Source organism: Microcoleus sp. LAD1_D3 (assembly GCF_036702135.1).
GTDB lineage: Bacteria > Cyanobacteriota > Cyanobacteriia > Cyanobacteriales > Microcoleaceae > Microcoleus.
This window is the reverse complement of the sequence record NZ_JAUBSB010000006.1, coordinates 141,632-164,900: the sequence shown is the minus strand read 5'-3', so window position 1 is coordinate 164,900 and position 23,269 is coordinate 141,632. Positions and strand designations below refer to the sequence as shown.

At 45.0% G+C, this 23,269-nt stretch carries 19 protein-coding genes and 1 CRISPR repeat array (1 of these 20 only partly in view); of the genes, 11 read left to right on the top strand and 8 right to left on the bottom strand.

Annotated elements, in window-relative coordinates:
* Positions 1-199 precede the first annotated feature (199 nt).
* Both QUA74_RS05590 and QUA74_RS05585 read right to left on the bottom strand, forming a co-directional pair.
* A complete protein-coding gene (locus QUA74_RS05590) occupies positions 200-1,171 on the bottom strand; it encodes a DUF459 domain-containing protein (protein WP_333325927.1) in 972 nt (323 codons plus the stop codon).
* Positions 1,172-1,176: 5 nt separating this feature from the next.
* Positions 1,177-2,592: an MBOAT family O-acyltransferase gene (locus QUA74_RS05585; protein ID WP_333325924.1), complete on the bottom strand. Its 1,416-nt coding sequence runs from the start codon at positions 2,590-2,592 to the stop codon at positions 1,177-1,179.
* Between the two features lie 275 nt (positions 2,593-2,867).
* Between QUA74_RS05585 and QUA74_RS05580 the strand changes: the two genes are divergently transcribed.
* Positions 2,868-5,807, top strand: coding sequence for an AAA family ATPase (locus QUA74_RS05580; protein ID WP_333325921.1), 2,940 nt, complete (start codon positions 2,868-2,870; stop codon positions 5,805-5,807).
* Between the two features lie 344 nt (positions 5,808-6,151).
* On the opposite strand, the gene QUA74_RS05575 is transcribed toward QUA74_RS05580, so the two are convergent.
* Positions 6,152-6,382 (bottom strand): photosystem II protein, Psb35-related, encoded by a 231-nt coding sequence (locus QUA74_RS05575; protein ID WP_333046753.1) that lies wholly within the window; start codon positions 6,380-6,382, stop codon positions 6,152-6,154.
* Positions 6,383-6,966: 584 nt separating this feature from the next.
* On the opposite strand from QUA74_RS05575, the gene treS reads away from it, so the two are divergent.
* Positions 6,967-10,347, top strand: coding sequence for a maltose alpha-D-glucosyltransferase (gene treS / locus QUA74_RS05570; protein ID WP_333325918.1), 3,381 nt, complete (start codon positions 6,967-6,969; stop codon positions 10,345-10,347).
* Positions 10,348-10,551: 204 nt separating this feature from the next.
* On the opposite strand, the gene QUA74_RS05565 is transcribed toward treS, so the two are convergent.
* Entirely contained in the window at positions 10,552-10,872 is a 321-nt protein-coding gene (locus QUA74_RS05565) for a 2Fe-2S iron-sulfur cluster-binding protein (RefSeq protein WP_333325916.1), read from the bottom strand.
* Between the two features lie 174 nt (positions 10,873-11,046).
* Entirely contained in the window at positions 11,047-11,694 is a 648-nt protein-coding gene (locus tag QUA74_RS05560) for a sigma-70 family RNA polymerase sigma factor (RefSeq protein WP_333125558.1), read from the bottom strand.
* A 296-nt stretch (positions 11,695-11,990) separates the two neighbouring features.
* Here QUA74_RS05560 and QUA74_RS05555 point away from each other — a divergent pair, with 296 nt between their 5' ends.
* The gene (locus QUA74_RS05555; RefSeq protein WP_333325913.1) at positions 11,991-12,461 is read left to right on the top strand and encodes an RNase H family protein; all 471 of its coding nucleotides are present in this window, start codon (positions 11,991-11,993) and stop codon (positions 12,459-12,461) included.
* Here QUA74_RS05555 and QUA74_RS05550 read toward each other — a convergent pair.
* Positions 12,452-16,177 (bottom strand): hydantoinase B/oxoprolinase family protein, encoded by a 3,726-nt coding sequence (locus tag QUA74_RS05550; protein ID WP_333325910.1) that lies wholly within the window; start codon positions 16,175-16,177, stop codon positions 12,452-12,454. The two genes, QUA74_RS05555 and QUA74_RS05550, sit on opposite strands and share 10 nt — an antisense overlap.
* A gap of 145 nt (positions 16,178-16,322) precedes the next feature.
* The gene (locus tag QUA74_RS05545; RefSeq protein WP_333325908.1) at positions 16,323-17,171 is read right to left on the bottom strand and encodes a M28 family peptidase; all 849 of its coding nucleotides are present in this window, start codon (positions 17,169-17,171) and stop codon (positions 16,323-16,325) included.
* Positions 17,172-17,218: 47 nt separating this feature from the next.
* On the opposite strand from QUA74_RS05545, the gene QUA74_RS05540 reads away from it, so the two are divergent.
* The 4 genes from QUA74_RS05540 to QUA74_RS05525 are packed head-to-tail and all read left to right on the top strand — an operon-like array spanning position 17,219 to position 19,807.
* A complete protein-coding gene (locus QUA74_RS05540) occupies positions 17,219-18,361 on the top strand; it encodes an AAA family ATPase (protein ID WP_333325905.1) in 1,143 nt (380 codons plus the stop codon).
* A gap of 1 nt (position 18,362) precedes the next feature.
* Positions 18,363-19,040, top strand: a complete 678-nt coding sequence (locus tag QUA74_RS05535) for a phage tail protein (RefSeq protein ID WP_333325902.1) — start codon at positions 18,363-18,365, stop codon at positions 19,038-19,040.
* A gap of 51 nt (positions 19,041-19,091) precedes the next feature.
* Positions 19,092-19,391 carry a hypothetical protein gene (locus QUA74_RS05530; RefSeq protein WP_333325899.1) on the top strand — a complete coding sequence of 100 codons (300 nt, stop codon included), beginning with the start codon at positions 19,092-19,094 and terminating at the stop codon, positions 19,389-19,391.
* Positions 19,388-19,807, top strand: a complete 420-nt coding sequence (locus QUA74_RS05525) for a PIN domain-containing protein (protein ID WP_333325896.1) — start codon at positions 19,388-19,390, stop codon at positions 19,805-19,807. The genes QUA74_RS05530 and QUA74_RS05525 overlap by 4 nt, the downstream gene beginning before the upstream one ends.
* Positions 19,808-19,820: 13 nt before the next feature.
* Here the strand turns inward: QUA74_RS05525 and QUA74_RS05520 are convergent, their stop codons facing one another.
* Entirely contained in the window at positions 19,821-20,894 is a 1,074-nt protein-coding gene (locus QUA74_RS05520; RefSeq protein WP_333325893.1) for a DMT family transporter, read from the bottom strand.
* A gap of 138 nt (positions 20,895-21,032) precedes the next feature.
* Here QUA74_RS05520 and QUA74_RS05515 point away from each other — a divergent pair, with 138 nt between their 5' ends.
* From QUA74_RS05515 to QUA74_RS05500, 4 genes are all read left to right on the top strand, one after another.
* A complete protein-coding gene (locus tag QUA74_RS05515) occupies positions 21,033-21,185 on the top strand; it encodes a hypothetical protein (RefSeq protein WP_333325891.1) in 153 nt (50 codons plus the stop codon).
* A 55-nt stretch (positions 21,186-21,240) separates the two neighbouring features.
* The gene (gene sppA / locus QUA74_RS05510) at positions 21,241-22,059 is read left to right on the top strand and encodes a signal peptide peptidase SppA (RefSeq protein ID WP_333325888.1); all 819 of its coding nucleotides are present in this window, start codon (positions 21,241-21,243) and stop codon (positions 22,057-22,059) included.
* A gap of 253 nt (positions 22,060-22,312) precedes the next feature.
* Entirely contained in the window at positions 22,313-22,738 is a 426-nt protein-coding gene (gene aroH / locus QUA74_RS05505) for a chorismate mutase (protein ID WP_445302124.1), read from the top strand.
* 2 nt (positions 22,739-22,740) lie between these two features.
* Positions 22,741-22,926, top strand: a complete 186-nt coding sequence (locus QUA74_RS05500; protein ID WP_333325886.1) for a hypothetical protein — start codon at positions 22,741-22,743, stop codon at positions 22,924-22,926.
* 328 nt (positions 22,927-23,254) lie between these two features.
* Positions 23,255-23,269: direct repeats of the CRISPR family, unit length 36 nt (it continues 3,907 nt past the right edge of the window).

Genomic DNA, 23,269 nt, shown 5'->3' with positions numbered 1-23,269 from the left:
TTTGTCAATATTAGTCCGGGAGGCATAGGGAGTTATAAACCCGGTTTCACGAGTAAATTTCTCATAACTAAAGCCTAGATTTTTCTGATAAACCTGGTTTAGCAATGCTAATGTGCATCCCGCACTCAATATATAATTTTGCACTAATCGATCAAATGTCACAATTTTAGGTTGGGTCAGGAAACAAAACCTATTATAGTCATTTCTTTGTCGCAAGTTTTAAGATTTTGTCCCTGACCATTTGGTCAACGATTAAGTCGCTGATAATTTGAGCGCCGTGGGAGGTAAAGTGCAAGCCGTCATTATTTTTTACATAGCCTCGCTTACCCGATTTATTGGCAACTACAGGAACAAATTTTCCGGCTTGTCCAAAAGTCTCCCAAGTAGAAATAAATTCAATTTTGGATGAAGATTTGCTGGCATTTTTATAAATATCGTTCATGATGGGAAAAGCTTTGAGATACAAAGATTTATTAGGTATGGATTGACCGACCCAATACACTTTTCTCACGGATGACGAATCCAGTAACTTGGCATATCTGTCAACTCTTTCTTGATAAGCTTTTTGCCATTCTTTGGTCATAACAACCCGGCCTTTTCCTTGAGAATCAATAATATTTTGACGGTCATTTGCTCCGAACAAAACTATCACTACATCCGGCTGGTAATTATTAATTATTTGGCGAGTTCTGGCATACCAGTCATAATAATCTATTCGATTTAGTCCGGTCGAGACCTTGTAGTCAATTTTCGTATCGGCGATATTGTATTTTTTTTTAAGAGTGTACTGGAGTTGAATTCCTAAGTCGAACATTACGGAATCTCCAATAAATAAAAATTTGCGATAAGGTCTGGTCAGTTTGGGTTTAGCTGGTGTTGGTTTTTTAGCATTAGCAGGCTTTGGGGGTTCAACTGCCGCTTTTGTTTCGGTTTGGACAGGAGGAAGTTCGGGTTCTTTGGGGAGGCTATCGAAGTTAATATCTTTAATTTGGCTCCAAAAATCTTGTTCGGATTTTCGGAAACCGTCTATTTCGATCAGGCGCGCTGCTTGTTTAATTTCGGGACTGGCGAAAGGAGTTGAAGCAAAGCTTTTTAGAAATAATGATAAGTTGGAAAATATTAAAGTGAGAATGACAGAAGTAACAATTAGCAAAATTTCCCGGTCTTTCATATTTCTTAAAAATTAAAGTAAATAAAAGGCGGAACGGTACTCGGCCCCAACATCAAGATAGTATACACGAGCAGCGAAACTAAGACAACCCGAAAGAAAATGTTTTTTAATGACAATACGGTTTGCAATAGTTGGGAGATGCGATCGCCCCACAAGTTGATCGCGCCAATGACGGCAATTACTAAATACAATTGCCAGAAGTTAAATTGAAAAGTTGCGACGGCAGGATGGACAATTCCTTCAAAAAAAATCACCGCAGTTTCCCAGTTGGGAGTGCCGAAAAATACCCAGCTACAAGTAACAAAACTAAAGGTTAACAACCCACTGCAAAACTTAGCAAATCGGGGAAATGCATAGTCTAATTTAAAGTGGATAGCTTGGGGGATATCTTTACATAAATGGTTGACAATTAATCCTAAACCGTGAATTGCTCCCCAGAAAATAAAGTTTAAACCTGCGCCGTGCCAAAATCCACCGATCGCCATTGTCATCAGTAGATTTAGGTACTTCCTCAACTTGCCGTATTTGTTGCCGCCAAAGGGAAAGTAAACGTAATCCCTCAGCCACTCGGAAAGACTGATGTGCCACCTTTTCCAAAATTCTTGCAAGCTGAGCGATCGGTATGGCATATTAAAGTTGGCAATGGGTTTGAAACCCAGCAAACAGGAGATGCCGTTGGCTAAATCCGAATAGCCGCTGAAATCTACGTAAATTAAACAGGAATAGGAAATTGCGGCGAGGATTAAATCGATGCTGCTGTACTGCTGGGGGACTTTGAATGGCAAGTCAGTGAAGTTAAACAAAAAACTCGCTAAAGTATATTTTTTAAACAGTCCCGACAAAATCACAACTATAACTTCTTCAATTTTATAGTCGTATTTTTCCGGTGAATTTAGCTGCCAGTAAAACTCGCGAGCTCGCGAGATTGGCCCGGAGGCAATTTGCGGAAAGTAGGTAATGTAGGCGGCATAGTCTATAAATTTTGGACAGGGTATTTTTTGCTGGTAGCAGTCGATTAAATGAGAAATCATTCTAAAAGTGTAGAAAGACACGCCGACGGGGGCGATTATTTGCAACACTGGAAAGTTGGCTGGAATTTGTAGCTGGTTCAGTACCTCAAATAAGGAAGTTACAAAGAAGTTGCAATATTTAAAGATGCCGAGATAGCCAATGTTGAAAACTAAGCCGGAGATTAAAGCAATTTTTTTATACTTACTGTTGCAGAGAACCCGGAGAGTGATATAGTTATAGGCTGTAGAGAAAACGAGGAGCAAGAGAAAGTCGAAACTCCAAAAGGAATAAAATAATAAACTGGAAACTAACAAGACAATTTTATACAAATCGAGTTGGGGTTTCACAGAGACGATCAGGCTAAAAATAATTAGGAAAAATACTAAAAATTGGTAAGTGGGAAATAGCATAAATCTCAGCCGATAAAAAATCTTGTTTCTGGCAATATTTTTATAAGTACGGCCAGCGAACCTATCCCGAAGGATATCGCTAGAGTCGGTCTGACCGCACCAAACTTCGGGGTGGATTGCGGACTGTAAGCTTTTGTAAGAGGTCAATTAGGTCACAACTTCCGCCCTAGTTAACCGCACTCATAAATTCATAATCCTGTTTAAAGATTATGATGGTTGTGAGACGATGTATTAACGGATAACAACAGGAATCCCCTTGATTGCGAGGAACCAACGTGCAGCCAACAGACCCTAGCAAATTTACAGATCAAGCCTGGGAAGCCATTGTCAAATCCCAGGATGTAGCCCGCCGCTTTGCCAATCAGCAGCTAGAGGTTGAACATTTAGCCATCGCCCTTCTCGAACAGCAAGGTCAGGCCAACAGCATTCTCAGCAAAGCTGGAGTCGATGCCCCCCGCTTGGCGCAGCAGTTAGATGCTTTTGCCAAACGACAGCCCAGAGTTGCCAACGCTGACCAACTATACCTCGGTCGCGGCTTAGAAGTGATGTTAGATGTTGCCGAGGCCACCAGGGCGACTTGGCAAGATAATTTTATCGCCGTTGAACATTTATTAATTGGCTTAGTAGAAGACGAACGAGTCGGCCGCAGGTTGCTGACAAAAGGCGACGGCCCGCCGGGTCGCCCCGGTTACGATCGCAAACCCCCAGCCGGTACACTCGATCGACCAAAACTCGAAGAAGCCATCAAATCTGTCCGCGCCACTACTAAAGCCCAAGAAAAAAATTCCGAAACCGGGAAAGGCAGCCGCAGCAACGCTAAAGCCCCAGATCAAGATGGCGAAGCTAACTCCGACGCCCTCAGCAAGTACGGCCGCGATTTGACAGAAGCCGCCAAAGCCGGCAAACTCGACCCAGTAATCGGCCGCGACGAGGAAATCCGCCGCGTGGTACAAGTTCTGTCCCGCCGTCAAAAAAACAATCCGGTGTTAATTGGCGATCCTGGAGTTGGAAAAACTGCGATCGCCGAAGGTTTAGCCCAACGAATTGTCAACGGTGACGTACCGGAATCTTTGAAAAATCGCCAGCTATTTAGCCTCGACATGGGCAGTTTAATTGCTGGGGCAAAATTCCGGGGCGAATTTGAAGAACGATTGCGGTCTGTTCTACGGGAAGTCATCGATTCCGACGGGCAAATTGTCCTATTTATTGACGAATTGCACACGGTTGTCGGGACTGGTGGCGGTGGCAGTTCCGGTTCGGGAATGGATGCGGGAAATTTGTTAAAACCCATGTTGGCCAGAGGCGAATTGCGCTGCATCGGCGCAACAACTCTCGACGAATTCCGCAAGAATATTGAAAAAGATCCGGCACTGGAACGTCGATTTCAACAAGTATTTGTCGGCGAACCCAGTGTTGAAGATACTGTTTCGATTTTGCGCGGATTGAAAGACCGTTACGAACGCCACCACGGGGTAAAAATTACTGATTCGGCGCTGGTAGCTGCTGCAACTCTGTCTTTCCGCTATATTTCCGATCGCTTTTTGCCGGACAAGGCGATCGACCTGGTAGATGAAGCGGCCGCCCACTTGAAAATGGAGATTACCTCTAAACCTGTGGAATTGGAAGGAATCGACCGCCGGGTGATGCAGTTGGAAATGGAAAAATTGTCGATCGAAGGCGAAGGAAAAGGTGCTCTCGCCCCTGGGCTCGGCTTTCGGGTCGAACGCATCACATCTGAGATTGACATTTTAAAAGTCAAACAGGAAAAATTGTCCTCTCAATGGTTGGGCGAAAAGCAGTTGTTGGATGCAATCAATAAATTGAAAGCAGAAGAAGACCAACTGCGAGTCCAAATCGAACAAGCAGAAAGGGCTTACGATTTGAATAAGGCCGCACAGTTAAAGTACGGCAAGTTGGAAACGGCGGTGCGCGATCGCGAAGCGAAAGAAGCGGAACTTTTGAAACAGCAAGCTCAAGGTTCTTCCCTGCTGCGCGAAAAAGTTACTGAGGGCGATATTGCGGAAATTGTCGCTAAATGGACGGGCATTCCCGTTAACCGATTGTTAGAATCCGAACGCCAAAAATTGCTGCAATTGGAAAAACACTTGCACCACAAAGTCATCGGTCAAGAGGAAGCTGTAACAGCCGTGGCGGCGGCAATTCGGCGCGCTAGGGCGGGCATGAAAGACCCCGGAAGGCCGATCGGCTCTTTCTTGTTTATGGGCCCGACAGGCGTCGGAAAAACTGAGTTAGCGCGGGCGTTGGCGGAGTTTTTGTTTGATAGCGATGATGCGATTATCCGCATCGATATGTCGGAATACATGGAGAAGCAAAACGTCTCTCGGTTAGTAGGAGCTCCCCCGGGATACGTCGGTTACGATGAAGGGGGACAACTTTCGGAAGCAGTGCGGAGACGCCCTTATTCGGTGGTGCTATTTGACGAAGTGGAAAAGGCACACCCGGATATATTTAACATTTTGTTGCAAGTGTTGGATGACGGCAGAATTACCGATTCTCAAGGTCGAGTGGTTGACTTTAAAAATACCGTAATTGTGATGACTAGCAATATCGGCAGCGACCACATTTTAGACGTGTTTACTAAGAAGGAAAAAACCGCCAAAAAACCTGCTAGTCGGAAGCAGGAAACGAAAGATTTGTCAAGTCAAAAGACAGATTATAAAGTTGCTGCCGACGGTACTGTCGAGGTGTTGGCCGAGCGAGTCGATGTTGATACTGTAACTAAGAGTGAAAACAAGACTGAAAAGGAAAATTTATTGACTCAAGAACGGGAGACAGACCAAGAGTACGAACAGATGTTAAAACGGGTGATGACAGCGCTGCGATCGCACTTCAGGCCGGAATTTCTCAATCGGGTGGACGAGATAATTTTGTTCCACACTTTGAGCAAGATCGAATTGCGGCAAATAGTCAGCATTCAAGTGAAGCGGATCGAGCGTTTGTTGGCAGAGCAAAAAATCACTTTGGAACTGTCGGATGCGGCGAAAAACCATATCACAGATGTCGGTTACGACCCGGTTTACGGCGCTCGTCCCTTAAAACGCGCCATCCAGCGGGAGCTGGAAAACCCGCTGGCCAACAAGATTCTGGAAAATGCGTTTGTGGAGGGTGATACAATTGCGATCGACTGCGAAAATAACACTTTGCAATTTCGCAAAAAAGATTCTCGTCCGGCGCTAGCAGGTAACAGTTTGTAGTTGCTGAACAGCAAGGAACAGGCAAGATGCCTGTTCCACAAACAATCAATTTTCTTGTGGAATAGGCATCCTGCCTGTTATTGAAAATTAGGAACAGGCAAGATGCCTGTTCCACAAACCATCAATTCTCTTGTGGAACAGGCATCCTGCCTGTTATTGAAAATTAGGAACAGGCATCCTGCCTGTTATTGAAAATGGTGAAACCTGTTAAGCTGTTCGGCATTTAAAAGACGATAGTATGGTGCGCCAGTATAGAAGTGTTTCCCCTGTAAGCGTAAGTGTTCGCGCCTGACGCGCCCTACAAGCCTCGTTAGTGGTTTAAATGCGTAACAGCTTACTTGATATCAAGAATTCGAGATGGTGCGGCTGCCGTAAGCATCCATGCTGTAGGCGGGAACGCGAACGCTGTAATCCATCTCTGTTGCTGTGATTGCTACAGCCAATTTTTCAAAAGATTCATCGTTCCAATTCCGCTCGTGGATTGGCTTTGACTGTTCTCCGAGGAAATATGCTTGAGTGCCAATTACTGAGGCTGCGACCCAACCGACGATTAAAAGAGCGATTACAATAGCCATATTTGCTTTTTCCTTAACTTTTGTTGCTTTATGTAAACTAATGTAACGAAAGTTAGTAATCAACGTCAAGGTACTGTAATGTCGTGGGAACCGTTCGGCAGGTAGTAAATACCGCACCTAATCCTGAGTCTGTAGGGTGTGCTTAGTGTCAACAAGGGCTCGATCCCCCCTAGCCCCCCTTAATAAGGGGGGGAAAAGAGTGTTCTCAAAATCCCCCTTATCAAGGGGGATTTAGGGAGCTCTAGACTGGGCTACCAGCGAGAGATACAGAGGGGTTTCAGGCTTAAGTTGACACGCCTTGGTAGGGTGTGCACCGGTCTTTCGGGTGGGCACTACCGCGCATCGGTAGCTAGCACAGTACCCGGATTGTAAACTGTATCCGAAATAGCAAAACAGATTGTTGAAATTTTATAGTTAAGAAATTATAAGTTTTGCGTGAATAAATTACGATTAAAAGTCTGCCACTCGCATGAGCATCGCGGCCAAATTATAAGTTATGATTTATCAGTTTGGATTTGAACTAACAAATCCCAATCACCAAATTTTAAGTACAAATTACCAATTACCAATCATCGCTACAAATCATGCCAAACTCAATGTTAAATGACGACCCCTTATGGTTCAAAGACGCGATTATTTACGAAGTACCAGTTCGGGCTTTTGCCGACAGCAATGCAGACGGCATCGGCGACTTTAGAGGACTGACTGAAAAACTGGATTACCTGCAAAACTTGGGAGTAACAGCAATTTGGGTACTGCCATTTTTTCCCTCGCCGCTTCGAGACGACGGCTATGATACATCTCACTATACTACCGTCAACCCGATTTACGGCACATTAGAGGATTTTAAAGACCTTTTAGAAGCAGCGCACCAACGGGGAATTCGGGTCATTATTGAGTTAATTGTTAACCACACTTCCGACCAGCACGCTTGGTTTCAGCGAGCGCGCCGCGCCCCGAAAGGCAGTAACGAAAGAGATTTTTATGTGTGGAGTGATACGCCGGAAAAATATCAAGATGCTCGGATTATTTTCAAAGATTTTGAAACCTCTAATTGGGCTTGGGATGCGGTAGCAAAAGCTTATTACTGGCACCGTTTTTATTCCCACCAACCCGATTTGAATTACGACAATCCCGCCGTCCGCCAAGCCATCTTAGATGTGGTAGATTTCTGGTTGGCGCTGGGAGTAGACGGACTGCGGATGGATGCGGTGCCTTACCTGTACGAGCGCGAAGGTACTAACTGCGAAAACCTGCCAGAAACTCACCTATTCCTGAAGCAATTGCGGCAGCACGTAGATGAGAAATTCCCGAACCGGATGCTGCTGGCTGAGGCGAATCAGTGGCCGGAGGATGCGGTTGAATATTACGCTGCTGGCGATGAATGTCACATGAACTTTCATTTTCCGCTGATGCCGCGTTTATTTATGGCTTTGCATATGGAAGATAGCTTCCCAATTAGCGACATTCTCCAGCAAACTCCACATATTCCCAATAATTGTCAGTGGGCATTATTTTTGCGGAATCACGATGAATTGACGCTGGAAATGGTGAGTGATGAAGACCGAGATTATATGTATCGGGTTTACGCTCAAGATACTCAGGCGAGAATTAATTTGGGCATCCGCCGCCGCTTGGCTCCTTTGATGGGAAATAACCGCCGCCGCATTGAGTTGATGAATGCTTTGCTGCTGTCTCTTCCGGGTACGCCGGTGCTTTACTACGGCGATGAAATTGGCATGGGAGACAATATCTATTTGGGCGATCGCAATGGGGTGAGAACTCCGATGCAGTGGAGTGGCGATCGCAATGCCGGTTTTAGCCGTGCTAACCCGCAGCGACTGTACGCACCGCCAATTGTTGACCCTGAATATCACTACGAATCTATTAACGTGGAAGCGCTGCGGGCGAATCCGAGTTCTCTTTGGTGGTGGATGAAACGCCTAATTGCAATTAGGCAGCGCTTCCAAGCATTCGGCCGCGGAACTTGCGAGTTTCTGTACCCGGAAAACCGCAAAGTTTTAGCTTTTGTACGCACTTATCAAGACGAACACATCCTCGTAGTGGCTAATTTGTCACGCTTCGTTCAGACGGCAGAGTTAGACCTGGCGCCCTTTAAAGGTGCTGTTCCGGTGGAGATTTTCGGCCGCACGGAGTTTCCTGCCGTTGGCGAGAATCCTTACTTTTTGAGCTTGAGTCCTCACACGTTTTACTGGTTTACTCTTACTGTTAAACACGAAGATTTTTCGCTGCACGGTGTTCCCACAGACTTGCCTACTTTGGCGGTGATAGGCAATTGGAAAACAGCTTTTGCTACAAGTCAGTTAAGCGATATGCTGCTTAATATTTTGCCGGGATACCTGCGCCGCAATCGCTGGTTTAGCGGTACAGATAGGACAATTCAATCATTAGAAATAAGTGAGGTTGTACCAGTTGAATGTAAAGATCCTGCGGGGGAGCCATCTCAAGTTTACATTCTGTTCTTGCTGTTGAATTATACTGAAGGTATGCCGGAAACTTACGTTTTGCCTTTAGGTTGGGAAGAGATAAAAGGCGATGTGGACGATCGGGCGATCGCGCGCCTGCACTTCCCAGAAACCAACAAGGAAGTCGGGGTACTATGTGATGCTGCCGGGGACAAAGGTTTTCTGAGCGCGCTGCTGGGGGCGATCGGCAATTCTCGCAGTTACAGAGGTGTTGCAGGTCAACTGGTAGGAATTGCCGACAGTGCATTCAGCTCAGAAGAAGATTTATCCCACCTCGACCCTCACGTGTTCAAAAAAGAACAAAGCAATACATCCGCAGGTTACGGCGACCGCTTCGTCCTGAAAATATTGCGAAAAATCGAGGAAGGAATCAACCCCGAATTAGAAATCGGACGCTTTTTAACAGATCGCAACTCCATCCAACACTACGCTCCAATTGCCGGAGCATTGGAATATCACACACCAGCAAAACAAGTCCTTACGGTCGGAATCCTACAAAAATTAATCCCCGACAGCGTAGATGCTTGGTCTTATACATTAGACACACTGCGGGACTATTTCGAGCAAGTAATGACAGTAGAAGCAAAGCATTCCAGCGAGAATTTATCTACTGCCCCGGAAAATTATTTGCCGAACGCTTTGACCGGACAAACCCAGCGACAGCCAAACTCGCTAGTAGCGGATTTATCCCTAGAAATTCCGCCATTAGCTCGCGAACTCATCGGCTCTTACTTAGCATCAGCCGAACTTTTAGGTCAACGGACAGCCGAGCTTCACCTCGCTTTAGCTTCTGACACAGAAAATCCCGCTTTTGCCCCAGAAAGCTTCACCTCCTTTTACCAGCGTTCCATCTATCAACACATGAGAAATCTGGCAGGAAGAACTTTGCTGGATCTGAAAAAACGGCTGTCCAAACTGCCGCCAGAAATACAAAAATCGGCGCAAAAGCTCCTCAACCGGGAAGATTTGCTCATGGAACGTTTCAAGGCTATTTTGAACTTGAGAATCACCGCCGATAGAATTCGCTGTCACGGGGACTTTCATTTCGGGCAAGTTCTTTATACAGGCAAAGACTTCGTAATTATTGATTTCGGAGGAGAACGGGATCGACCCTTAAGCGAGCGACGGATGAAGAGGTCGCCCCTGCGAGATGTTGCGGGAATGCTGCAATCTTTGAATTATGCTGTTACTTTGGCACTCCGCAATGAAGTAGAAAGTGGCATGATTCGCCCTGAAAATCTCCCGGAGATGCAGCAGTGGGCGAACGTTTGGCACCGCTGGGTTAGCCTGACTTTTGTCAAGAGTTATTTGGCGACAGCAGCCGATGCAAATTTCTTGCCAAAATCTATCCCGGAACTACAAGTTTTGCTGGATGCTTACATTTTGGAAAAAGCGGTTGCCGAACTAGCATACGAACTCAATTACCGCTTGGATTGGGCAGAAATTCCGCTGAAGCGGATTCTACAATTGCTAAATTAATAAGGGCGGGTTTATCTATACTCGTTAGGGTGCGTGACTTTCTAGCCACTCAAGTGGCAGTGAGATGCTGGAGAGTCACGCACCTTACACCATACCCAATCTACTTTGATAACGATTTGATCGGCGAATATAATTCGATCTTCTACAAACAAATTCAGCGCCCAGCGAGGCTAGAAAAAAAGATGGTAAAAGAGTGATTTCCTATTACTTAAAATAAAGAGATGTTTGATACAAAACTTGTTCTTGATGCGTTAACAAAGTGCAGTCAGAAAGCGGGTAAGCCACACAAGTAACAGCGTAGCCAGCTTGCAATTCGGGCGGCTTCAAAAATTTTTGTTCGCTTTGGTCGATTTCACCGCTCAGCAGTTTGACAACGCAAGCAGAACACTCTCCTTGCTTGCATCCGTTCGGCAAGCGGATACCGGCATCTTCTGCCATATCTAAGATATACTGGTCGTCTGGTACTGCGATCGTGCGATCGAGCGCGAGAGCCTCATTCACCAACCGAACTTGATAAACAGCCATTTCCACCTCTTATATTTGGATTGCTTGTATTCAACTAAAATAGATGATTACAACTTACAGAATAAATTAAAATGTGGGGGGCGGACGAAGCACATTCCGCTCTACATGATAGCTAAAAAACCCAGTATTTTTAAAACACCGGGTTTTTGAGAAACCACAAACTCGATCGCTATACTAGACAAGTGCTTCTTGATAATCGAGATTTTCATCGAGATAAATAGCCCGAATATCCTCCGGCAAATTTGATTCTAAAGTTTGATATCCTTTTTGCAGCAAAGCCTTTACCTGAGCCGGCGAAATAGCTTCGCCTTCTGCTTGCAAATAAGCTGCAATTCGAGTTTCGCTCCAGCGGAAAGTCTGAGCCATCAACACCACTAAACGCGGCAGCGGCGCTAACAATTCTAAGGCTTGTTTGACGTAACACCACAGGGGAGGCGGAGCCGATTGCAAAGAGTAGTGAATCGACTCAACAGGGGGCAATTCAGCTTGATTTATGCAGACTGCGGTGACATTAATCAGCCAGTTTTGGAGACTGAGATTTCCGCCATCAGACTCTTGGATCTCGCGGCGCAAATCGAGGCCTCGGAGTTCGTGATAGATGTGCAGCCAAGTGTGGGCAAATAGGTAATCTCCTTGTACGGGCGATCGTACCGAATGGCGAATCAGGGAGTGGACAATTTGAGCGTAGCGGCAAAAAATCGCCGTGAAGAACCTACCTTGATCGGGATGGTTTTGAAACAGAGTCAATAATTCCTGGTCGCTGTGATGGAACAGGGATTTGACCACAGGATGGTTGAGTTCTGAAAAATTAGGTGTTTGCACAATTGTTCTGGAAAGGTTTGGAGAATAAATGCTGGTGCAGCCCGATTCTACAACACGATATACATTTGATGCAAGTGCTGGCAAATTATGTTTATAGTTAAGTCAATTAATTATATAGTTAATTTGTACGTGACCCTGTATTAATGTCAAGAAGTACATAGAAACTCTATTTTTTCAGCGCACCTAAAAATATAATTTCTTGTTTCAAAGGTAAACGTCTTGTAATTATATTCTAATTTTCTGATGTTCATTCTCTTTCCAAAAATGTTTGTATTCCCTGAAGGAGTCCCACAACCATGAGCAACTTGAAACAAGTTAGCATCTATACTCGCGGTATAACTACGGCGAGCGGTGCTGGCGGATATGGGGCAGTCTTGCTGTATGAAAATCATCGCAAGGAACTATCAGGCGGATTTCAGTTAACTACAAACAATCGTATGGATATTCTTGCTGCAATTGAAGGTCTGAAAGCACTCAAAACAAGATGTAAAGTGACGCTATACAATAACAACGGCTACCTTGTAGATGCTATTGCCCACAATTGGGCGCTGCGCTGGCAAGCTAATAACTGGAAAAATAGCGAACAGAAACCTACTGTTAACGTAGATTTGTGGGAGCAATTACTCCAATTCTGTTCGCAACACGACGTTGAGTTTATTAGAATTAAGCAATGTGCGGGCAACCAAGAGTATCAACGCTGCAATTATATTTCCAGACAAGCAGCCAATCAAAAAAACTTACCAGCCGATGAAGGCTATCAACGGTGAACCCCGCTAGGAAAACCATATCCTCCGCCCCCAGGAGTCTCAATGACAAACACATCCCCCGGCTGCATTTCCACAGTCGCCGTACTCCCCAAATCCTCAACTTTTCCATCAACCGTTTCAACATAATTCTGTCCAACTTTCCCCGCTTCACCCCCGTTCAAACCGCAAGGAGAAATTACCCGCCGCCCCGATAAAATTCCCGCCGTCATCGCCTCCCGAAACCGCACTCGCCGCACCACTCCATTACCGCCGCGATGACATCCATTCCCCCCGCTATTAGCCCGAATTTCAAAACTTTCTAACAACACCGGAAACCGCCATTCTAATACTTCAGGATCGGTTAAACGTGAATTAGTCATGTGAGTTTGAACCGCATCCGTACCATCAAAATCTGCACCAGCACCCGAACCGCCGCAAATAGTTTCATAATATTGATAGCGCTGATTTCCAAAGGTAAAATTATTCATAGTTCCCTGAGAAGCTGCCATCACTCCCAAAGCACAATACAAAGCATCGGTAATATTCTGCGATGTTTCCACATTTCCGGCAACTACCGCCGCTGGATAGCGAGGATTCAGCATACAGCCTTCGGGATTGAGGATTTCGAGAGGTTTCAAACAGCCCGCATTTAGAGGGATATCGTCATCTACCAACGTGCGGAAAACATACAAAACAGCGGCTTTGCACACCGCAGCGGGAGCATTAAAATTGTTGGATTGTTGAGCAGAAGTGCCAGTAAAATCTATTTTTGCACTGCGCGCATATTTGTCAATTGTAATCGCTACCTTAATTTGTCCGCCACTATCCATCGGATAAGTAAACTCGCCATCTTGCAAAACATCAATTACCCTGCGTACCGACTCCTCAGCATTGTCTTGTACGAAGCCCATATAAGCTTGCACAGTCTCTAATCCATAATGTTCTACCATCTTGAGCAGCTCTTCTGCGCCGCGCTTGTTAGCAGCAATTTGTGCTTGCAAATCGGCTATATTTTGAGCAGAATTGCGAACAGGGAAATTCCCCGCTGTCAGAATTTCTAGTAATTCTTTTTCTCTAAAATTACCCTCCCTTACTAATAGGAAATTGTCAAGTAATACACCTTCCTCAGTTACTGTTGTACTGTTAGGAGGCATGGAACCGGGAGTGATTCCGCCGATGTCGGCGTGGTGTCCCCGCGAGGCAACATAAAACAAAGGAAGGGAGGAATCCCGATCAAATACTGGAGTAATAACGGTGATATCTGGCAAGTGTGTGCCGCCGTTGTAGGGATTGTTAGAAACATAAACATCGCCCGGTTGAATCGCATTGCCTTGTGCTAAAATTAAAGCTTCAACGCTTTCGCTCATGGAGCCAAGATGTACAGGAATGTGGGGCGCGTTGGCAACTAATTGCCCGTTTTTGTCGAAAATTGCACAGGAAAAGTCGAGACGTTCTTTGATGTTGACTGAGGAACTTGTGTTTTGTAATGTGACGCCCATTTGTTCGGCGACCGCCCGAAACAAATTATTAAAAATTTCCAGCAAAACCGGATCGGATTTAACCGCAGATAAACCAGAATGAACGCGGATATTATCTGCGTCCATCTGCCTGCATCTGCGGTTCAAAATTAAATCATTATTTTCGGTGATTGCCCCTTCCCAGCCCGGTTCTATGATATTAGTTCCCGTTGCTTCAACAATCATAGCAGGGCCTTCTATGCAGTCGCCCGATCGCAAATCGTCTCTCTGATAAACAGGCGTTGCCCGCCACCCGCCAGCAACATAGGTTTGCACGGTTGAAACTGGTGGCACAGGCAAGATGCCCGTGCCACCAGAGGGGGAAATTGTGGATGCTTCCGGCACATCCATTCTTTCTACAACTTCCACCGAAACCGCTTCCACAATCAGCGGTTTTTCTGGCATAATAAAACTGTAACGCTGTCGGTGGGCTGCTTCAAATTCAGCCTGCATCACCTCAATATTCTCAGCAAAATTGACAGCCAAAACCGAGTCACTTCCCTGATATTTTAAGCGCAACTTGCTAACAACTAAAACCTCTGACTCATTCTCTGTGTTCTCTGCGCCTCGGCGGTTCAATTCCCTCTTTCCCTCAGCCTCCAATTCGGCTAAAATATCATGCAAATCAGGTAATAATTCTGCATTTAATTGTTGCTCGATCGCCCTTTCGCGAATAGCCCGCACATCAGCCAAACCCATACCGTAAGCGGACAACACACCCGCATAAGGGTGAATAAATACCCGTTTCATCCCCAAAGCATCCGCGATCGCACAAGCGTGTTGGCCGCCCGCACCGCCGAAACAGCACAATGTATACTCCGAAACATCGTAACCGCGCTGAAGCGAGATTTTTTTGACAGCATTCGCCATCTTTTCCACAGCGATCGCCAAAAAACCCTCCGCCACCTCTTGGGCCGTCCTCTCGCCCCCAATTTCTCCCGCTAATTGCCCAAATTTTTGCTTTACTACGTCAGGGGCGATCGGCAAATCTCCATTCAATCCAAATACTTTCGGGAAAAAATCCGGTTGAATTTTCCCCAACATCACATTGCAATCAGTCACCGTCAAGGGGCCGCCTTTGCGATAGCAAGCAGGCCCAGGATTGGCCCCAGCAGACTCCGGCCCGACGCGGTAGCGAGCTCCGTCAAAAAAGACAATTGAACCGCCGCCGGCTGCTACAGTGTGAATTGCCATCACGGGCGATCGCAATCTCACCCCAGCAATTTCCGTCTCAAATTCGCGTTCGTATTCGCCGTTAAAATGGGCAACATCTGTGGAAGTTCCGCCCATATCAAAGGTAATAATTTTATCAAAACCTGCCTTTTTGCTCGTTTGAACTGCACCGACAATTCCCCCAGCAGGCCCGGATAAAATACTGTTTTTTCCCTGAAATTGTGCGGCGTCCACTAAGCCGCCATTCGATTGCATGAACATTAATTTGGGGAATTGGGAATTGGGAATTGGGCCTTGGGCCTTGGGCATTAATAATCCCTCGTTCCCGGAATCTGCCTCTATTAACTGACTGGTTACTTGTTCGACGTATCGACGTAAAATCGGAGATAAATAAGCATCGACAACCGCAGTATCTCCCCGCGAAACCAGTTTCATCAGCGGGCTAACTTCGTGAGATACTGAAATTTGAGTAAAGCCAATTTCTTTCGCTATTTTAGCCACTTGTTTTTCGTGTTCCGAGTAGCGGTAGCCGTGCATGAATACGATCGCACAACTGCGAATTCCCTCATCGTATGCTTGCTGCAAAGACGGGATAAATTCGGGATTGACAGCAGTTAACTCCTCACCTTGAGCGCTGTAGCGTTCTGCAACTTCAATAACTCGATCGTACAGCATCTCCGGCAAAACAATGTGGCGGGCGAAAATATTCGGGCGGTTTTGATAGCCAATTCTCAGCGCATCGCCGAAACCTTTAGTAATTAACAGAATAGTGCGATCGCCCTTTCGTTCCAGCAAAGCATTTGTCGCCACCGTCGTCCCCATTTTTATCGCTTCAATTTCGGCGGCGGGTATAGCTGCGTCGGCGGGAATTCCCAAAATATCGCGAATTCCTTGCACTGCTGCGTCTGTGTAGCGTTCCGGGTTTTCCGATAGCAGCTTGTGAATGACTAATTTACCGTCGGGGCTGTTGGCGACAATATCGGTAAAAGTGCCACCGCGATCTATCCAAAATTGCCAGCGAGTGCGATCGGGAAAAGTTGGATTCATATCTCTTTTTTTTGAAATTTTTGCTTGATTAATTTACAAGTATTCAACAAACTTCTGTTCGAGTCAATTCATAAAATTCATAACTTCGGGTCATAAAAGTCATAATTTCTGGCGGCTCAAACTAGCAGGCGCTCGAGCGTGTTAATTATAGATGTCGAATGCCCTTGACTAACCCCTGACAAACACCAGCCAGAAAATCCAAATCCAAAGTCTCAATCCTATCGCTTTCTCGATGATAATGCGGATTTCGCATATTAGCAGTATCAGTCACCATGATAGCCGGATAACCATTATCCCAAAAAGGAACATGATCGCTGCGACGAGTATCGGGGACAATTAAACCTCGATTCGGCACCGGCAGCCACTCGCAGGGCTGACCAGATTTGCGAATTTTGCCACTCAAATTAATCAAATCGGGAACCGTCCGCAAAGTGCCAATTAAAGCAATAAAATTGCCACTATTTGGATAAAAATATTTCAAGCCAGCGGGATAGCTTTGAGAATTAGGATTATGGTTGCAATAACCCAACATTTCCAAAGAAATCATTAACCGGATTGACTCTTGCTGTTGCTTGTATGTAGCTGCATGATGACTGCTTCCCAAATAACCGTATTCTTCCATATCGAAGGCGACTAACTGCACTGGATATTTGAGCGGCCCAGATGCGATATCCCTTGCGAGTTCCAGCAAAACAGCAACACCAGTAGCATTATCATCGGCCCCAGGCGATCCGGGTACTGTATCGTAATGAGCACCAATTACGATCGGCGGCAACCACTTCTTACTCGCCCGATCTAAGGGGGGTAAATCCAAGATAAAATTGTGATGAATTCGGCCGCGCACCGCAAAATCGTCAATTTCTACAGTTCCCCACTGTGCCAACTGTTCGCGGATGTATTGCTGAGCATAAAAATGCCCTTGGGATGCGAGGTATGGATTGCGATCGCGTACAATTTGAATCAGATGGCTGTGCAAGCGTTCTTTGAGATTCATGCGATCGGAGATACAATGAGTACAGTAAGATTATATGGGATTGAATTATGATTGGAGAAGTCAGAATCGAAAATTATAAGTCCATTCAAAAGCTGAAGCTAGAATTAGGACGAGTAACTGTATTGATCGGTGAAAATGGCTGTGGCAAGAGTAATATCCTAGAGGCGATCGCCCTTGCTTCTGCGGCGGCAGATGATAAGCTGGATAACGAGTTCTTAGCTTCTCGGGGCATCAGAGTTACAGAACCTCAATTGATGCGATCGGCTTTTGAAAAGGAAAATTTAGATAAAGATATCAGCATTGAAATTAGAGGAAATAATGACACAATAAAAATAAGTTTTATTTTAAATAACGATAATACACCCTATGCTCGATGGATAAATCATTTTTACTATGGAATTTCAGAAAACGAACGGAATTTAGAAATAGCATATAGGCAGCTTCCTTCTTGGGAATATAATAGCTTTTTAAACAGCCGAAATGAACAATATCAATCTATCCGCAAAACAAATATCAAAACACTTAAACTACAGGAATTTCTCATTTACTCTCCTGAAAATCTCGCCTTACGTACTTTTGAAAAAGAAGGGCAAATTCAACCGTTAGGTATTAATGGCGAAGGTTTGTTTAAACTTATAAACTTTTTAAATTTAGATTCCAATCAAGATAGACTTAATGAAATCAAAGAAAAGCTCGGATTGATAGACTGGTTTAAAAATTTTGAAGTGCCTAAAAATTTAGCAGCCCTCCAAAATTCTCTCCAAATCGCAGATAGGTACTTAGATAATGATTTAACTTATTTCGACCAAAGAAGCTCGAATGAAGGCTTTTTATTGTTACTGTTTTACTTTACCTTGTTCATCAGCGATCTTACACCTCAATTTTTCGCAATAGATAACATTGATGCTTCTCTCAACCCCAGATTGTGCCGCCGATTAATGCAAGAATTAGTCGAATTAGCAACAAAACATGACAAACAAGTCATTTTTACAACTCACAACCCGGCAATTTTGGACGGCTTGGATTTAGATGATGACGAACAGCGACTGTTTGTGATTTCCCGCAATCAATTAGGTTACACTAAAGCTAGACGCATTCTCAAACCTAAACCTTTGGAGGGACAAGAACCTGTGAAATTATCAGAGGCGTTTTTGAGGGGCTATATCGGCGGACTTCCTAAAAACTTTTAATATGATTAGTTTTGGATTGATTACAGAGGGACTTACTGACCAGATTGTTATTGAGAATATTTTAGCTGGATATTTCAATAGTCCAGATTTAGATATCAGACAACTTCAACCAGAAAGAGATAAAGACAATGAGAATAAATCCACATACGGCGGCTGGACTCTAGTTTTTGATTATTGTAAGTCAAGAGATTTTCAAGAAGCATTGCAATTTATTGACTATATCATTATTCAAATAGATACGGATGTTTCAGAAGATTATAATATCCCCAAGCAAGATGAAAACGGTGAATTTACTCCTCAGCAGTTAATTGAAAAAGTTATTGAAAAGTTTAGAGATGCGATCGGCGAGGATTTTTACAGCAAATATCAACAAAAAATTATATTTGCAATCTCCGTACATTCTATTGAGTGTTGGTTGCTTCCACTGTATTATACCGACCCAAAGAAAAAATCTAAATTTAAGAACTGTCTCGATACTTTAAATCCGGAAGTTCAGAAAAAACATAAGTTTACGATCGACGCTAATGCTAAAAATCCTGAATATTATCGAATAATTTCAAAACCATATCGCAAGCATAAAGTTTTGATGAAGCATTACGCAGAAAATCCCAGTTTAAAAAATTTTATAGAAGAGATTCAAAGCAGAGACATTAAGATTGGTGATGAAGAGGATGGGTAATGAAGCAAGTTATTATGTCATATAATAGAAACATAGTTATCGGAGATTACCATGCAAGCATACAAACTTAGAGGTAAAATCGATGCAACTGGCAACTTGGTAGTTGTGGAACCCGTGAATATGCCGCCGGGAGATGTAGAAATCATCGTCTTGCAGCTACCTGATACGGTTAAACAAGCCAGCGCGTCAGAAAGTGCGATCGCACCTGAAGCACCTCAAAAAAAGTTTAAAACTAACGTGAAGGCATTTCAAGTTTTATTCGATCGAGATGCTTTACCGGAACCGCTGGATTTTGACGATCCAGACAAACAAGCAAAATGGGAATATTTAAAGGAAAAACATAACTTGTGAAAATCCTGATAGACACCAATATAATAGTAGATGTTGCGCTCGAACGAGAACCTTTCTTTGCTGAGAGCGATCGCATTTTAACTTTTGTTGAAGAAGCACAAATTCAAGGCTATATTTCAGCCTCCAATTTTAGCGACCTTTACTATATTATCCGCAGAGACAGAGGCCGCGATTGGACGCTGGATTTTTTGCGGCAGCTAGCCACATTTTGTCAAGTCGCAACAGTAGATAACTCTGTTATTTCAATGGCCTTAACTTGCAACTTCAAGGATTTTGAAGATGCGATTCAGTACAGCACTGCTGTAATCAATCGAATTGATGCCATTGTCACCCGCAACCCGCGAGATTTTCCGGTTACTACTCCTAGGATTGTAACTCCAAATCAGTTAATTCAAGAATTAACCAATTCTCCCTAAATTTCTCAAAACGCTAAACTTCTGATTCCAATTCGCTAACCCGCAACTGCACGGGTAATTCTACAGAAGTCAACTCAGACGACTCTAACAATCCTGTTGCTTCAACTTCGGCACTCGCTTCACCGTGCCGCATTTTTCGCAACTTTTCACCCAAAGTATCCCGCTGATTAATCAAATAAATACTCACCAAAGTCAGCCCAACTCCCATTGATTGCAGCGGATTGAGCACTTCGCCCAAGAACAAATTGCCGAATAGCAAAGCAAAAACAGGCGTAAGAAAGGTAAGAGAACTTAAACTTGTTAGACTGCCACTCGAAGCAAAATAAAAGAATAAACCGTAGGCGATCGCACTTCCGAACACAGTAGAATAACCTAACGCCATCCATCCCGAAAAATCGATATTCACAAACTGCTCAGACTCAGTTGCAGCCGAAATTGCCAACAGCGGCAAACCGCCCAAAATCATGTGCCAACCAGTCGCCACCACCGGGTCAACATAACGGCAAACCCAGCGCACCAAAACCGTACCCACAGCCATCGACAAAGCCGCCAACAGCATCAACCATTCTCCACCCTGAAACAACTGTTCGATACCCCCAGAAACCTCCCTGTTTTCAGGATGAAAAAGCCCCAAAATCCAGCCATCCGGCAACCCGATCAAACTGATGCCCGCAACGCCAATAACTAATCCCAACCAGCCCCAAAAACCAATTTTTTCTTGAAACAGCCACAAACACAAAATCGCCACAGCTAGCGGTTGAGAATCAATCATCACCGAACCCAAGCCGGCACCGGTTCTCGCCAAACCTTCGGCTAAAAAGCCTTGAAACAAAGTAGCGTCAACCAAAGCAAACAGGGAAATCCACAGCCAAGCTTTCCAACCCTGCGGCTGCGGTTTTCCCATGAATGCCGCCGCCAGCAGCACCAACACGCCCGCAGGTATCAAACGCACGACAGCCACAAACAGCGGCGTTGTGTGCGGCATCACTCCCTTCATCGCTACCATCGCGGTTCCCCACAGGAAAAACGGCGCAATGAGCAACAGCGGGGCAAAAGGCAGTTTTGAATCGGTAAGTTTTAGCTGCATGGCGGAGACTCCAAATAATTGATGAGATTGATTCTCGTGGGGATGATGTAGTTTTGTTAAGCAATTTTTACAATTATATAGTGGTGTTGGGTGAAGTGCGATCGCACAAACCTTGATCGGCCATTAGGAACAGGCAAGATGCCTGTTCCACAAAATCAAGGTGGAACAGGCATCTTGCCTGTTGCCAACAATCTGGAACAGGCAAGATGCCTGTTCCACAATCAAGCAATTTCTTGTGCAACAGGCATCTTGCCTGTTGCTAAATGGCACAGCATCTACCCCGATGAATAAGGCACACTATAAGAAGTTAGCTACAAAAATCCGTAACATTGCCCGAAAACTGCCCATGATTTGGCCATTCAAGCCCCGCTACCGCAAACAAATAGCCCGTATCGAAATCACCGGCGCCATTGCCGGAGAAACCCGCAAACGAGTCCTAGAAGCTCTCAAAACCGTTGAAGAACGCAAATTTCCCGCCTTGCTGCTGCGGATAGACAGCCCCGGCGGCACTGTGGGCGATTCCCAGGAAATTTACAGCGCGCTCAAGCGTTTGCGCGAAAAAGTCAAAATTGTTGCCAGTTTCGGCAATATTTCAGCTTCTGGCGGAGTTTACATCGGCATGGGAGCCGAGCATATCGTTGCCAATCCGGGTACAATTACTGGCAGCATTGGCGTGATTATCCGGGGCAACAATCTAGAACGGCTGTTAGAAAAAGTAGGCGTTTCTTTTCAGGTGATTAAATCGGGGCCGTATAAAGATATCTTGGCATTCGATCGAGAATTGACCGATCCGGAACAGCAAATTCTGCAAGACTTGATCGACACCAGCTACCAGCAATTCGTGGAAACCGTTGCGGAAGCCCGGAAATTGGCTGTTGAGAAAGTCAAAAGTTTTGCCGACGGTCGGGTTTTTACCGGTCAGCAAGCCTTAGAATTGGGTTTGGTCGATCGACTGGGAACAGAAGAGGACGCTCGCCGCCTTGCCGCCGAACTCGCAGGCCTCGACCCGGAAAAAACAGAGTCTTGCACGCTAGAAAAACAAAAACCTTTCCTAAATCGCATCTTGGGGAGTAGTCTGGATATATCCGGGCTTTCAGCTTACAATAATGTGCTGGAATTCGAGCTTTCTACTAGCGGTTTGCCGCTGTGGATGTATCGCCCGTGATTAAATAAATTAGTCATTGGTTAGGAGTCAGTAGTCATTAGTTACTCCCTGGATGATTGGGCGATTGAAATCAGTTGACCTCAAACTCAAATGTGGCGCTTCGCCCGTCCTAAGCGCTTCGCGCTGGCTTCGCCTACGAGTTTGAGGTCAAACTAGACAAACGAAGTCCACTCAAGCGGGGACTAAGAAATAAAGTGGGTATTTAAGCCTAATTTAGTATGACTAATAACTAATGACTAATGACTAATGACTAATGACTAATAACAAAAATATGGAGGAAATTTGCGTGGAGTGGCAAGTGCGGGGGATTCGTGGGGCAACTACTGCTAGCGAGAATTCGGTGGCAGCAATTCGAGAAGCGGTGAAAGAATTATTAGATGAATTAGAAGCAAAAAATGATATAAATCCAGAATTAATTATTAGTGCTACGTTTTCTGCTACTCGTGATTTAGATGCTGTGTTTCCGGCTGCGATCGCCCGCGAACGTCCCCACTGGTGTAATGTTCCTTTGTTGGACGTACAGCAAATGCACGTTGAGGGTGCTTTGGAACGCTGCATCCGCTTTTTAATTCACGTTAACTGGCCGGCACATACTGAAATTTATCATCCTTATTTGCGGGGAGCTCAAAATTTGCGCCCCGATAGGAATTTAGCGGTGGCGGTGGCTGGGGAAAATTAGACTTGGCGATTGTAAAAGTCGATCGCCCCGACAACTCAAAAGGTCAAACACTCCTAGACTCACGGGCCCCCAGAAACCGGGTTTTTTCCTCAGAAGACGCCTTACAGCCGACGAAAACCGCAAAAACCCGGTTTCTGGGTTTTTGTCGATCGCCCCGACAACTCAAAAAAGGCTCTCGTCGGATTTGACTCTCATTCTTGTTGACAAGTTGCAGGTTAAGGTGTATGGTAAGTTTGCGAGTTGCAAAGCTCGATCGCTCCAGAACGTTGAAAATTGCATAGTTTTTTTTTGGATCTGCGGCTAGTTTCAGTGTCGCAGATGGGCAATCGACGCACCTCGGGCGATCGGCAAAACCCTGATTTTTTCGTTGGGGTGCGTCGATTACTCTGATACCAAGGGTTACGGCTTGCAAGCAACTGAGCTTATTGCAGGTTTTAGGGTCTTATTGACAGGTAAAAAATGGTGCGTCGATTTGAGGCTTGAAACCCTTTCTGGGTAAGGCTCCCTGGCCGAACAGTCTCCTTTACCACT